Origin of the sequence: Xanthomonas sacchari (assembly GCF_024266585.1) — a bacterium.
In the GTDB taxonomy this organism is placed as follows: Bacteria; Pseudomonadota; Gammaproteobacteria; order Xanthomonadales; family Xanthomonadaceae; genus Xanthomonas_A; species Xanthomonas_A sacchari_C.
This window is the reverse complement of sequence record NZ_CP100647.1, coordinates 2881089-2894642: the sequence shown is the minus strand read 5'-3', so window position 1 is coordinate 2894642 and position 13554 is coordinate 2881089. Positions and strand designations below refer to the sequence as shown.

The 13554-nt window shown below is 69.7% G+C and carries 12 protein-coding genes; 9 read left to right on the top strand and 3 right to left on the bottom strand.

Translation table 11 applies throughout. From position 1 onward, the window contains the following. Window positions 1–354: 354 nt before the first annotated feature. The 3 genes from NKJ47_RS11965 to NKJ47_RS11955 form a co-directional block, all read right to left on the bottom strand. Complete coding sequence (locus NKJ47_RS11965; protein WP_254458120.1) at window positions 355–1251, bottom strand: hydroxymethylglutaryl-CoA lyase; 897 nt, start codon at window positions 1249–1251, stop codon at window positions 355–357. A gap of 165 nt (window positions 1252–1416) precedes the next feature. Further along, window positions 1417–1821 (bottom strand): VOC family protein, encoded by a 405-nt coding sequence (locus NKJ47_RS11960; protein WP_254458119.1) that lies wholly within the window; start codon window positions 1819–1821, stop codon window positions 1417–1419. Next, window positions 1818–2606 carry an enoyl-CoA hydratase-related protein gene (locus NKJ47_RS11955; RefSeq protein ID WP_254458118.1) on the bottom strand — a complete coding sequence of 263 codons (789 nt, stop codon included), beginning with the start codon at window positions 2604–2606 and terminating at the stop codon, window positions 1818–1820. The genes NKJ47_RS11960 and NKJ47_RS11955 overlap by 4 nt, the downstream gene beginning before the upstream one ends. A gap of 124 nt (window positions 2607–2730) precedes the next feature. Between NKJ47_RS11955 and NKJ47_RS11950 the strand changes: the two genes are divergently transcribed. The 9 genes from NKJ47_RS11950 (at window position 2731) to carB (ending at window position 13548) form a co-directional block, all read left to right on the top strand. Beyond that, on the top strand, window positions 2731–2982 hold the full coding sequence (locus tag NKJ47_RS11950; RefSeq protein ID WP_254458117.1) for a FeoA family protein: 252 nt from the start codon (window positions 2731–2733) through the stop codon (window positions 2980–2982). Then, window positions 2979–4838, top strand: coding sequence for a ferrous iron transport protein B (gene feoB / locus NKJ47_RS11945; RefSeq protein WP_254458116.1), 1860 nt, complete (start codon window positions 2979–2981; stop codon window positions 4836–4838). Before NKJ47_RS11950 ends, feoB begins: the two co-directional genes overlap by 4 nt. Before the next feature lies 1 nt (window position 4839). Then, a complete protein-coding gene (locus NKJ47_RS11940; RefSeq protein WP_254458115.1) occupies window positions 4840–5094 on the top strand; it encodes a DUF6587 family protein in 255 nt (84 codons plus the stop codon). An 83-nt stretch (window positions 5095–5177) separates the two neighbouring features. Continuing rightward, a complete protein-coding gene (locus tag NKJ47_RS11935) occupies window positions 5178–6386 on the top strand; it encodes a PLP-dependent aminotransferase family protein (protein ID WP_254458114.1) in 1209 nt (402 codons plus the stop codon). A gap of 20 nt (window positions 6387–6406) precedes the next feature. Beyond that, the gene (locus NKJ47_RS11930) at window positions 6407–7123 is read left to right on the top strand and encodes an MOSC domain-containing protein (protein ID WP_254458113.1); all 717 of its coding nucleotides are present in this window, start codon (window positions 6407–6409) and stop codon (window positions 7121–7123) included. A 547-nt stretch (window positions 7124–7670) separates the two neighbouring features. Continuing rightward, window positions 7671–8387 carry a 4-hydroxy-tetrahydrodipicolinate reductase gene (dapB, locus tag NKJ47_RS11925; protein WP_254458112.1) on the top strand — a complete coding sequence of 239 codons (717 nt, stop codon included), beginning with the start codon at window positions 7671–7673 and terminating at the stop codon, window positions 8385–8387. Between the two features lie 162 nt (window positions 8388–8549). Further along, window positions 8550–9677 (top strand): glutamine-hydrolyzing carbamoyl-phosphate synthase small subunit, encoded by a 1128-nt coding sequence (gene carA, locus NKJ47_RS11920; protein ID WP_254458111.1) that lies wholly within the window; start codon window positions 8550–8552, stop codon window positions 9675–9677. Next, window positions 9674–10243, top strand: a complete 570-nt coding sequence (locus tag NKJ47_RS11915; protein ID WP_254458110.1) for a hypothetical protein — start codon at window positions 9674–9676, stop codon at window positions 10241–10243. Before carA ends, NKJ47_RS11915 begins: the two co-directional genes overlap by 4 nt. Before the next feature lie 62 nt (window positions 10244–10305). Continuing rightward, entirely contained in the window at window positions 10306–13548 is a 3243-nt protein-coding gene (carB, locus tag NKJ47_RS11910) for a carbamoyl-phosphate synthase large subunit (RefSeq protein WP_254458109.1), read from the top strand. Window positions 13549–13554 lie beyond the last annotated feature (6 nt).

Here is a 13554-nt window from a genome sequence, read left to right as displayed (position 1 = left end):
TCGGCGCTGTGCTGGGGAGGACAACGTGGACAGCGGTGCCAGTGCCACGCCGAGAGGGTGTCGTGCGCTTCGCCGGAATTGCCGCGTCGGCGCGCCGCACGCCTCGTCTCAAGGGCATGTCCAACGCGTGCGTCCACCACGATCCAGCCGGGTGCAGGTTGCTCTCCTGTAGGAGCGGCTTCAGCCGCGACAGGCTTTCCCCGGGACTGCGCCTGTCGCGGATTAAGCCGCTGCTAAAGGACGCTTCCCGTCGCTGTGCGAGGCGCCCTCAGCACGCGCAGGGGCGTCTCGGCGGACGTCATGCATGGCCGCCAGGTGCGGCCGTGCCGCCCGTGCCGAGCACCGCCGCGGCGCTCAGGCCTCGGCGGCCAGCGCCTGGCCGACCTTGCTGCCGGTCGGCCGGCCGAGTTTCTGCGCCAGCCAGCGCCCGGTCGCGGCCAGCGCCGGCAGGTCGATCCCGGTCTCCACGCCATTGCCGTGCAGCAGGTAGACCACGTCCTCGGTGGCGACGTTGCCGCTGGCGCCCTTGGCGTACGGGCAGCCGCCGGCGCCGGACACCGCGGCATCGACCACGCGCACGCCTTCCTCCAGGCAGGCGGCGATGTTGGCCAGGGCCTGGCCGTAGGTGTCGTGGAAGTGCACCGCCAGCGCCGCCATCGGCACCGCTGCGGCGACTGCGCGCAGCATCGTCCGCGCCTTGCCGGGCGTGCCCACGCCGATGGTGTCGCCCAGCGAGATCTCGTAGCAGCCCATCGCATGCAGCCGCTGCGCCACCCGCACCACGTCGGCCAATGGGACATCGCCCTGGTAGGGGCAGCCGAGCACGGTGGAGACGTAGCCGCGCACCTTGACCCCGTCCGCCGCCGCGCGCTCGAGCACCGGTGCGAAGCGCGCCAGCGATTCGTCGATGCCGGCATTGGTATTGGTGCGGTTGAAGGTCTCCGAGGCGGCCGTGAACACCGCCACCTCGCGCACGCCGACCGCGGCGGCGCGCGCGTAGCCCTGCAGGTTCGGGATCAGCACCGGATAGTCCACGCCCGGCACCTGCGCGATGCCGGCGTAGACCTCGGCCGCATCGGCCAGTTGCGGCACCCACTTCGGGCTGACGAAGCTGGTCGCCTCGATGCTGCGCAGGCCGGTACGTCCCAGCCGCGCGATCAGCTCGATCTTGTCGGCGGTGGCAACCCAGGCCTTCTCGTTCTGCAGGCCGTCGCGCGGGCCGACTTCGACGATGCGCACGCTGTCGCTCATCGCGCACGCTCCCGCGCCGGGAGTGTGCGCGTGCAGCGCGATGTCGGTCGGACGCCGCGCACGAGACGGGAAGCAACGAGGGTCATGGGAGACTCCTGATAAAGATGGGCGGTGCCACGGCGGCAGGCGCGGTCAGCGCCGCGCGCGCCGGCCCGAGGCGACGGATCAGGTCGTTGCCGGGCGGTGACAGACCGCTTCGATGTTGTGGCCGTCCGGATCCCGCAGGAACGCGCCGTAGTAGTCGGGGTGATAGTGCGGGCGCAGGCCGGGTGCGCCGTGGTCGCGGCCGCCGGTGGCCAGACCGGCGCGATGGAACGCATCCACCTGCGCGCGGCTGGCGGCGACGAAGGCCACGTGCACGCCATTGTTGCCGGCGTCGCGGCCGCCGTCGGCGATCCAGAAGCTGGGCTTGCCGTCGCGGCCGAAGCCGACGTGGCGTTGGCCGCCGCTCGCTTCGGCGCTTACCTGCATCACCACGTCCAGGTCCAGCGCGGCCAGGGCGGCGCGGTAGAACGCCAGGCTGCGTTCGAAATCGCTGCAGCGCAGGCCGAGATGGTCGATCGGGTTCATAGGCTGGCCCTCCAGGCCGGTTCGCGTTTCTCCAGGAACGCAGTCAGTCCTTCCTGGCCCTCGGCCGAAACCCGCAACTGCGCGATCAGGGCCGCGTTGGCCTGGTCCAGCGCATCGCGCTCGCCGCCGGCGGCGACCCGCCGCACCAGGGCCTTGGCGCCGGCGGCGGCCAGCGGCCCGGCCTGGCCGAGCAGGGCGACCTGGCGCTGCACGGCCGCGTCCAGTGCCTCCGGCGCCACCGCCTGGTGCACCAGGCCGATCTGCGCGGCGGTGGCGGCGTCGAAGGTTTCCGCGCTGGCGAACCAGCGCCGCGCCTGGCGCGCGCCGATCGCGGCGACCACATACGGCGAGATCACCGCCGGCAGCAGGCCCAGGCGGCTTTCGCTGAGCGCGAACCGCGCATCGGTGGCGGCCACGGCGATGTCGCAGCAGGCGACCAGGCCGACCGCGCCGCCGAACGCGGCGCCTTGCACCCGCGCGACGGTGGGCTTGGGCAGTTCGTCGAGCAGGCGCATCAGCCGCGCCAGGGCCAGCGCGTCGTCCAGGTTCTCCTGTTCGCCGGCGCCGGCCATCGAACGCATCCACTGCAGGTCGGCGCCGGCCGAGAAGGCGGGGCCGGCACCGGCCAGGACCAGCACCTGCACCTGCGGATCGGCGCCGATCTGCAGCAGGGCGTCGCTAAGTTGCGCGATCAGCGCGGCGTCGAAGGCGTTGCGGACCTCGGGTCGGTTCAGCTGCAGGGTCAGGACCTTGCCGGATCGTTGCAACAACAGGACATCGCTCATCGAACACGCTCGTACAAAGGGGAAACGGCAGCCATACGGCGATCATAGCCGGCCGTGCCGGCGCCGCCATGACGCGCCGCGGCGATGCTACAATTGATAACCATTCTTATCGACGGATCGTGCTGTGACGTTGTCCGACATGCCGTTGCGCAGCAGCGCCCTCGTGGAATCCGTGCACGACCGCCAGCCCAACGACGCCATCGCCCGGCGTCTGCGCGAGCTGGGCTTCGTCGCCGGCGAACAGGTGCAGGTGCTGACCAGCGGGCCGGTCGGCGGCGAACCGCTGCTGGTGCAGGTGGGCTATACGCGCTTCGCGCTGCGGCGCAGCGAGGCGGCGCGGGTGCAGGTCAGCGCGCTGGACGAGGTGCGGCCGTGAGTGCGGCCGCCGCGCCGCTGCGCCTGGCCCTGGTCGGCAACCCGAACTGCGGCAAGACCGCGCTGTTCAACCAGTTGACCGGCAGCAAGCAGAAGGTCGCCAACTACGCCGGCGTCACCGTCGAGCGCAAGGAGGGCCGTTTCCGCGCGCCGTCCGGGCGCGAATTCGCGGTGCTGGATCTGCCCGGCGCCTACAGCCTGCAGCCGGCCAGCCTGGACGAGGCGATCACCCGCGACCTGTGCCGCGGCTTCTACCCGGGCGAGCCGGCGCCGGACGTGCTGGTGTGCGTGGTCGATGCCACCAACCTGCGCCTGCACCTGCGCTTCGCGCTGGAGCTGCGCGAGCTGGGCAAGCCGATGCTGGTGGCCCTGAACATGGTCGACGCGGCGCAGCGCCGCGGCATCCAGATCGATCGCCAGGCGCTGGAGCAGGCGCTGGGCGTGCCGGTGATCGAGACCGTGGCGGTGCGCCGCAACGGCGCCCGCGCCCTGGTCGAGCGCCTGGATACGCTGGCGCCGGCACTGCCGCCGGCGGTGGCACCGGCCGAGGGGCAGGGCGACTACCACCAGCAGGTGCGCGCCATCCTCGCCGCGGCGGTGTCGATGCCGACCCGCACCTCGCGCATCGACGACGCGCTGGACCGCTGGCTGCTGCACCCGGTGGCCGGCCTGTTGACCCTAGTGCTGGTGATGTTCCTGATCTTCCAGGCGGTTTTCGCCTGGGCGCAGCCTGTGATGGACCTGATCGACGGTGGGACCAAGGCGCTAGGCGTCTGGGTCGGCGGAACGCTGCCGGAGGGGCCGCTGAACAGCCTGCTGGTGGACGGCATCATCGCCGGCCTCGGCGGCGTGGTGATCTTCCTGCCGCAGATCCTGATCCTGTTCGCCTTCATCCTGGCGCTGGAGGAATCCGGCTACCTGCCGCGCGCGGCGTTCCTGCTCGATCGCATGATGGCCGCGGCCGGCCTGTCCGGCCGCTCGTTCATCCCGCTGTTGTCCAGCTTCGCCTGCGCCGTGCCGGGGATCATGTCCACGCGCAGCATCCAGGACCCGCGCGACCGCCTGGCCACCATCCTGGTCGCGCCGCTGATGACCTGTTCGGCGCGCCTGCCGGTTTACACATTGCTGATCGCCGCGTTTGTGCCGCAGAAGCAGGTGTGGGGCGTGCTCAATCAGCAGGGCCTGGTGTTGTTCGGCCTGTACTTGGCGGCGATCGTCAGTGGATTGGCGGTATCGTGGACGATGAAGAAATGGCGCCGCGACAAGGGCGAGCATCCGCTGCTGCTGGAGCTGCCATCCTACCGCGTGCCGCACCTGCGCGACCTGGCGCTGGGCCTGTGGGAGCGCGCGGCGATCTTCCTCAAGCGCGTCGGCGGCATCATCCTGGCGTTGACCATCCTGCTGTGGTTCCTGCTGAACTTTCCGGCGCCGCCGGCCGACGCCACGCTGCCGGCGATCGACTACAGCTTCGCCGGCCGCATCGGCCACGCCATGACCACGGTGTTTTCGCCGCTGGGCTTCAACTGGCAGATCTGCATCGCGCTGATCCCCGGCCTGGCCGCGCGCGAGGTGGCGGTGTCGTCGCTGGCGACGGTGTACGCGCTGTCGGCGGCCGACGACGATGCCGCCGCGCAGGCGCTGTCGCCGCTGATCCACGACGGCTGGTCGCTGGCCACCGCGCTGTCGCTGCTGGTCTGGTACATCTACGCGCCGATGTGCATTTCCACGCTGGCCACGATCAAGCGCGAGACCAATTCGTGGAAGCAGATGAGCTTTGCCGCGTTCTACCTGTTCGCGCTGGCGTATCTGGCCTCGCTGGTCACCTACCAGGTCGCGGTGGCGCTGGGAGCCGGCTGAGATGAGCGCCTCGCTGCTGCTGCAGTATCTGGTGATCGCACTGGCGGTGCTGGTCAGTGCCTGGGTGGTGCTGAAGAAGCAGTTCCCGGGCACCTCGCGCAAGCTGCGCGGCGCGCTCGCGCTGCGCCTGCTCAGGCCGGGTCGTGCGGCGTGGCTGCAGGCGCTGGGCCGGCGCATCGCGCCGCCGGTCAGCGCCGGCGCAGGCGCCTGCGGCGGTTGCGATAGCTGCGGGCCGACGCCGCCGCGGCGGCACTGAGCCGCGTCACCCGTTGCCGGCCTTGCCGGCTGGCGCACCGCTTGTGCGCCGCACATGCGCGCCGCGATGGCGGCGACTATCCTATGCCGATGACCAGCCCATTCCCGTTCTCCCGCCGTGCGCAGGCGCTGACCAGTTCGGCGATCCGCGAAATCCTCAAGGTCACCGAACGCCCGGAGGTGATCTCCTTCGCCGGCGGCCTGCCGTCGCCGGAGACCTTCCCGGTCGCGCGCATGCGCGAGGCCTGCGACAAGGTGCTGCGCGACGCGCCGCAGGCGGCGCTGCAGTACGGCCCCACCGAAGGCTATCTGCCGCTGCGCGAATGGGTGGCGGCGCGGCTGAGCCGCGACGGCGCCAGCATCCGGCCCAGCCAGGTGCTGATCACCACCGGTTCGCAGCAGGGCCTGGACCTGCTCGGCAAGGTGTTCATCGACGAGGGCAGCAAGGTGCTGGTGGAGACGCCCAGCTACCTCGGCGCGCTGCAGGCGTTCTCGCTGTTCCAGCCGGCGTTCGCGGCGATGCAGTCGGACGACGACGGGCTGGTGGTGGACGCGCTGGACGCGCCGCAGCTGGACGGCGCGCGCTTCATGTACGTGCTGCCGAACTTCCAGAATCCGACCGGGCGGCGCCTGCCGTTGCATCGGCGCCAGGCGCTGGTCGCGCGCGCGACCGAGGCCGGTGTGTCCATCGTCGAGGACGATCCCTACGGCGAGCTGTGCTACAGCGGCGACACCCTGCCAAGCCTGCTGTCGATGAACCCGGACGGCGTCATCTACATGGGCTCGTTCTCCAAGGTGTTCGCCCCGGGCCTGCGCCTGGGCTACCTGGTCGCGCCGGAGGCGGTGCACGCCAAGCTGGTGCAGGCCAAGCAGGCCGCCGACCTGCACACGCCGTCGTTCAGCCAGCGCATCGTGTACGAGGCGGTACAGGACGGCTTCCTGGATGCGCACATCCCCGGCATCCGCGCCCTGTACGCCAGCCGCTGCGAGCAGATGCTCGCGGCCCTGGCCAAGTATTTCCCCACGCAGGTGCGCTGGAACCGCCCGGCCGGCGGCATGTTCATCTGGGTCGAACTGCCGCAGGGCATGGACGGTGGCGCGCTGCTGAGCAAGGCGATCGAGCGCAACGTGGCCTTCGTGCCGGGGGCGCCGTTCTTCGCGGTCGCGCCGCAGCGCAATACGCTGCGGCTGTCGTTCGTCACCGTGCCGGCCGAGCGCATCGAGACCGGCGTGCGCATCCTCGGCGCGCTGTTGCAGGACGAGGTCGCCGCGCTCCGGCGCGCGACGGCCTGAGCCCGGCATCGGGTCAGGCGATGACGGCTCCTGATTCCGCCGTGGCGGCGTGGACCATCGATGCGGTCCTGGTCGGTCGCGTCCAGGCGTTCACCCGTCCAGGCAGCCGCAGCGCGATCGACAAGCGGCCGCAGGCCGGGCGTCTGCGCATCGGCCTGGAGGGGCTGGAGCTGGACGAGCAGGGCGACCGCCGTGTGCATGGCGGCCCCGACAAGGCCTTGCATCATTATCCGCGCGACCATTACCCGGCCTGGCGCGAGGAACTGGGCGCGCATGCCTTGCTGGACGCGCCGGGCGCGTTCGGCGAGAACCTCAGCAGTTGCGGCGTGACCGAAGCCGACCTGTGCCTGGGCGATCGGTTGCGCCTGGGCACCGCCCTGGTCGAGGTCTCGCAGTCGCGGCAGCCGTGCTGGAAGCTGTCCGACCGCTTCGGCGTGGCCGCGCTGGCGCGGCGCGTGCAGGACAGCGGCCGCACCGGTTGGTACTACCGCGTGCTGCAGCCCGGCGAGGTGGCCGCCGGCGACAGTCTGGTGCTGCTGGAGCGTCCGCATCCACAGTGGTCTCTGGCGCGCCTGGTCGGCCTGCTGTACCGGCGCGAGATCGACCCGGCGCAACTGCAGGAGGTGCTGGCGCTGCCGCTGGTGCCGAACTGGCGCACCTTGTTCGAGCGGCGCTTGGCGCACCGCGCGGTGGAGGATTGGGACAAACGCTTGTTGGGGCAGGCGGCGGCCGAGTAGGGCGGTCGATCGCTCCGGCGAGTGCGCTCCCCTCTCGGCGGGAGCGGTGGCGTCGACAGGTGCATGCCCGATTGGGTGGGTGCAACGCGTCGGGGCTGAAGCCCCTCCCACAATGCCTTGCCAGCGGCGTCGTTGACCGTCTGTAGGAGCGGCTTCCGCCGCGACGAACGAGGCCGCGCTGTATCCGAAGCGCGGCGCCGTCCGCCTCGAGCATGCTCCGTGCAAGGCGATGCGGGTGCAGCGTCGATCGCGTAACGGCAGCAGGGCTCCGAGGGCTCCGCGTGAGATCGGGCGGTCCGGCGTCGGGGTTGAAGCCCCTCCCACAGGGGGTGTCCGATCGGCTGCGCTGTCTCTTGGCAGATGCCAAGTGCCAAGTGCCTCGCTCGGCGGCTTTTTGGTCGCTTCCAGTGCCGCCACGCCCTTGTGGGAGGGGCTTCAGCCCCGACGAGTGAAGCATCGCCACGTCCGAGGCGGTGCGTCGGGCGCTTGCGTCTCCGGTGCACGCGCCCTCTGTCGCACCCGCGCGCAAACCGCTAGCCTTGTGCCGATGACGACTTCTCCGCTGCGTGTGTTGATCCATGGTGCGTCCGGCCGGATGGGCCAGGCGTTGTTGCGGCTGGCCGCGCAGGACCCGGCGCTGCAGGTGGTGGCCGCGGTGGTGCGGCGCGCGCCGGCGCAGCGGGTGATCGACGGGGTGCCGTACTTCGCCGCGGCCGAGCTGGGCGGGGTGCCCGCTTTCGACGTGGCGATCGATTTCAGCCTGCCGCAGGGCTTCGACCCGGTGCTGGCCTTGTGCACGGCGCGCGGCGCGGCACTGGTGTCCGGCACCACCGGGCTGGAGGACGCGCAGCGGCAGGCGCTGGCCGCCGCCGCCGACCGCATTCCGCTGATCTGGGCATCGAACTTCAGCCTGGGTGTGGCGGTGCTGCACGATCTGGTCGAGCGCGCCGCCGCGGCGCTGCCGGGCTGGGATTGCGACATCGTCGAATCCCACCATGTGCACAAGCAGGACGCGCCTTCCGGCACCGCGCTGACCCTCGGCGCAGCCGCGGCACAGGGCGGCGCCACTGCGCGCTACGCCAGCCTGCGCGCCGGCGACATCGTCGGCGAGCATCTGGTGCAGTTCGCCGGACTCGGCGAGCGGCTCGAACTGGTGCATCGCGCCAGCAATCGCGACATCTTCGCCCGTGGTGCGCTGCATGCCGCTGCGCGCCTGCCGGGGCGTGCGCCCGGGGCCTACCGGCTGCGCGACCTGCTCGGCTGAACAGGCACTTCACCCAAACGGCTGGCGCGGACCGCCCCGCGTCGGTACAATTCTCGCTCGCCTGTTACCCATCGCCACGGACCCGGAGAAGCGCCGAGTTCGCGGTTTCTTGCAGCCTGCAAGTTGGTGGGGCAGGGTTCCTCTCTCCCCAAGGCGAACCCCGTGACTCAACCCGCAATCCTTGTCCTTGAAGACGGCACCGTGTTCGAGGGCGAATCCGTAGGCGCTGCCGGCCTGTCCGTCGGCGAAGTGGTGTTCAACACCGCCATGACCGGCTACCAGGAGATCCTCACCGATCCCTCCTACGCCCGCCAACTGGTCACGCTGACCTATCCGCATATCGGCAACACCGGCTGCACCGACCAGGACGACGAGGCCGCCCAGGTCTGGTCGGCCGGCCTGATCGTGCGCGACGTGCCGCGCCGCCCGAGCAACTGGCGCAACCAGGTGGCGCTGCCGGACTGGCTGATCCAGCGCGGCGTGGTCGCCATCGCCGGCATCGACACCCGCAAGCTGACCCGCATCCTGCGCGAGAAGGGCTCCCAGAACGGCGCGCTGATGGCCGGCGACGTGAACGTGGACACCGCGCTGGAAGCGGCGCGCAAGTTCCCGGGGCTCAAGGGCATGGACCTGGCCAAGGTGGTGTCCACCGACACCGCCTATCCCTGGCGCGACGGCCAGCTCGACCTGGACAGCAACGCGTTCGTGCAGGCCGAGCCCAAGTTCAAGGTCGTCGCCTACGACTACGGGGTCAAGTACAACATCCTGCGCATGCTCGCCGAGCGCGGCTGCGAGGTGACCGTGGTGCCGGCGCAGACGCCGGTCGCCGAGGTGCTGGCGATGAACCCGCACGGCGTGTTCCTGTCCAACGGCCCCGGCGACCCGGCCCCGTGCGACTACGCGATCGCCGCGATCAAGGAACTGCTGGCGCGCAAGATCCCGACCTTCGGCATCTGCCTGGGCCATCAGTTGCTGGCGCTGGCCGCCGGCGCGCAGACCCTGAAGATGGGCCACGGCCACCACGGCGCCAACCACCCGGTGCAGGACCTGGACAGCGGCCGGGTGATGATCACCTCGCAGAACCACGGCTTCGCGGTGGACGAGGCGACGCTGCCGGCCAACGTGCGCGTCACCCACCGCTCGCTGTTCGACGGCAGCAACCAGGGCATCGCGCTCACCGACGCGCCGGCCTTCAGCTTCCAGGGCCACCCGGAAGCCTCGCCGGGCCCGCGCGACGTGGCGCCGCTGTTCGATCGCTTCACCGCGCTGATGGCGGCGGCAGGCGCATGAACGTTCGCCAGCTGATGTTGGCAATTCTTCTGGCCTGCACTGGATCTGCAAATGCCGCCGACGTATCGGAGGCGCAGGCGTCGCAACTTTTTCAGATCATCGGATTGAAAGAGGCGGCTTCCATCTACGCCAAGGACTCGGTGGCGGCGGCGCCGTTGTTCCAGAAGCTCGGTTCAGATCAGAAAGGCTGCGTCGCTGGGCTCGTGGGAGAGGCGATCGCGCTGAATACCATGGCGCAGTTGAAGACGATCTTCCAGGATGACGATACGGCGGGGCGCTGGATCGCGTTTTCTGGAACACCTGCTGGCCAGCGCTACATGCACTATGTGGCCGCGAACGCAAAGGCCGTTTTTCTGAATCAACACAAGCCTGATGGCGCCGAACTGCTGCTTGGAATGAGCCCTGATCAAGCGGCGCAGGCGCGTGAATTCATCTCTTCGCCTGCGGGAATGGTGTTCCGCGCGGCACCGCCTCTGACTGTCCCCACCATGACGGAAGAGCAGCAGGCCGCGCTTGGGGATGAGCTCATCCATCGTTGTCGATTGTCCGAACATGATGTTTCCTGAACGACTTTAAACGTTAGGCGCTCAGCCTCAAAAACGTCGAAAGCCCAGACTTCGAGAAAGAAATGCCCAAGCGCACCGACCTCAAAACCATTCTCATCATCGGCGCCGGCCCGATCGTCATCGGCCAGGCCTGCGAGTTCGACTACTCCGGCGCGCAGGCGTGCAAGGCATTGCGCGACGAGGGCTACCGGGTGGTGCTGGTCAACAGCAACCCGGCCACGATCATGACCGACCCGAACATGGCCGACGCCGTGTACATCGAGCCGATCAACTGGCAGACGGTCGAGAAGATCATCGCCAAGGAAAAGCCCGACGCGCTGCTGCCGACCATGGGCGGGCAGACCGCGCTGAACTGCGCGCTGGACCTGGCCGACCACGGCGTGCTCGAGAAGTACGGCGTGGAGCTGATCGGCGCCAAGCGCGAGGCCATCCGCATGGCCGAGGACCGCGAACTGTTCCGCGTGGCGATGGGCGAGATCGGCCTGGAGTGCCCGAAGGCGGCGGTGGCGCACACCCTGGAAGAGGCGCTGGAGATCCAGGCCACGGTCGGCTACCCGACCATCATCCGCCCCAGCTTCACCCTTGGCGGCAGCGGCGGCGGCATCGCCTACAACCGCGAAGAGCTGATCGAGATCGTCGGCCGCGGCCTGGAGCTGTCGCCGACCAGCGAAGTGCTGGTCGAGGAATCGGTGCTGGGCTGGAAGGAGTTCGAGATGGAAGTGGTCCGCGACACCGCGGACAACTGCATCATCGTCTGCTCGATCGAGAACTTGGACCCGATGGGCGTGCACACCGGCGACTCGATCACCGTGGCCCCGGCGCAGACCCTGACCGACAAGGAATACCAGCGCCTGCGCGACGCCTCGATCGCGGTGCTGCGCAAGATCGGCGTGGACACCGGCGGCTCCAACGTGCAGTTCGGCATCAACGCGCAGACCGGCCGCGTGGTGGTGATCGAGATGAACCCGCGCGTGTCGCGCTCCTCGGCGCTGGCCTCCAAGGCCACCGGCTTCCCGATCGCCAAGGTCGCGGCCAAGCTGGCGGTGGGCTACACCCTGGACGAACTGAAAAACGAGATCACCGGCGGGCTGACCCCGGCCTCGTTCGAGCCGTCGATCGACTACGTGGTCACCAAGATCCCGCGCTTCGCCTTCGAGAAGTTCCCGCAGGCCGATGCGCGCCTGACCACGCAGATGAAGTCGGTGGGCGAGGTGATGGCGATGGGCCGCACCTTCTCCGAATCGCTGCAGAAGGCGCTGCGCGGCCTGGAGACCGGCAAGATCGGCCTCGACCCGACCGGCCTGGACCTGGCCAGCGAGGACGACCTGGCCGCGCTCAAGCGCGAACTGAAGGCGCCCGGCCCGGAGCGGCTGTTCTACGTCGCCGACGCGTTCCGCGCCGGCATGAGCGTGGAGCAGGTGCATGCGCTGTCGTTCATCGACCCCTGGTTCCTGGACCAGATCGAGGACCTGATGGCGCAGGAAGCGCAACTGGCCGCCGACGGCCTGGGCGCGCTGGACGCGGCGCGCCTGCGCACGCTCAAGCGCGCCGGCTTCTCCGATGCGCGCCTGGCGCAGCTGACCGGCACCAACGAGGCCGCGGTGCGCGCGCTGCGCCGCGCGCACAAGGTGCGCCCGGTGTACAAGCGGGTGGACTCGTGCGCGGCCGAATTCGCCACCAGCACCGCCTACCTGTACTCGACCTACGAGGACGAGTGCGAGGCCGCGCCGAGCGACCGCGAGAAGATCATGATCCTCGGCGGCGGCCCCAACCGCATCGGCCAGGGCATCGAGTTCGACTACTGCTGCGTGCATGCGGCGCTGGCGCTGCGCGAGGACGGCTACGAGACCATCATGGTCAACTGCAATCCGGAGACCGTGTCCACCGACTACGACACCTCCGATCGCCTGTACTTCGAGCCGCTGACCCTGGAAGACGTGCTGGAGATCGTCGAGCTGGAGCAGCCCAAGGGCGTGATCGTGCAGTACGGCGGGCAGACCCCGCTGAAGCTGGCGCGCGCGCTGGAGGCCAACGGCGTGCCGGTGATCGGCACCTCGCCGGACTCGATCGACCTGGCCGAGGACCGCGAGCGCTTCCAGCAGCTGGTCGACCAGCTTGGCCTGAAGCAGCCGCCGAACCGCATCGCCCGCAACGCCGAGGAAGCGCTGGTGCTGGCGCGCGAGATCGGCTATCCGCTGGTGGTGCGCCCGAGCTACGTGCTCGGCGGCCGCGCCATGGAGATCGTCTACGGCGAATCCGACCTGGCGCGCTACGTGCGCGACGCGGTCAAGGTCTCCAACGATTCGCCGGTGCTGCTGGACCGCTTCCTCGACAATGCGGTGGAAGTGGACGTGGACATCATCGCCGACCACAGCGGGCAGGTGTTGATCGGCGGCGTCATGGAGCACATCGAGGAAGCCGGCGTGCACTCGGGCGATTCGTCCTGCTCGCTGCCGCCGTACTCGCTGTCGGCGGCCACCCAGACCGAGCTGCGCCGCCAGGTGGTCGAACTGGCCAAGGCGCTGAACGTGGTCGGGCTGATGAACACCCAGTTCGCGGTGCAGGTCAACGATGCCGGCGACGACATCGTCTACCTGCTGGAAGTGAACCCGCGCGCCTCGCGCACCGTGCCATTCGTGTCCAAGGCGATCGGCGTGCCGCTGGCCAAGATCGCCGCGCGCTGCATGGCCGGCAAGTCCCTGGCCGAGCAGGGCGCGCTGAAGGAAATCGTGCCCGACTACTACTCGGTGAAGGAGGCGATCTTCCCGTTCGCCAAGTTCCAGGGCGTCGATCCGATCCTCGGCCCGGAGATGCGTTCCACCGGCGAGGTGATGGGCGTGGGCCGCAGCTTCGGCGCGGCGTTTGCGCGTGCGCAGGAAGCCGGCGGCATCAAGGCGCCGCCGCTGGGCAAGGCCTTCGTGTCGGTGCGCGATCCGGACAAGCAGCGCGTGCTGCCGGTGGCGCAGGCGCTGGTCGAGCGCGGCTACACCCTGGTCGCCACCCGCGGCACCTGCGCCTGGCTGCAGCAGCACGGCCTGCAGTGCGAGCAGGTCAACAAGGTCGCCGAGGGCCGCCCGCACATCGTCGACCTGATCAAGAACGGCGAAATCGTGTATATCGTCAACACCACCGAGGGCCGGGCGGCGATCTCCGACTCGTTCTCGATCCGCCGCGAAGCCCTGCAGCATCGCGTCACCTATTCGACCACGGTCGCCGGCGCGCGTGCGCTGGTGCATTCACTGGAATTCCGCGGCACCGGTCCGGTCTGGGCGCTGCAGGAACTGCACAAGGAGCTGGAAGCGTGAGAGCCC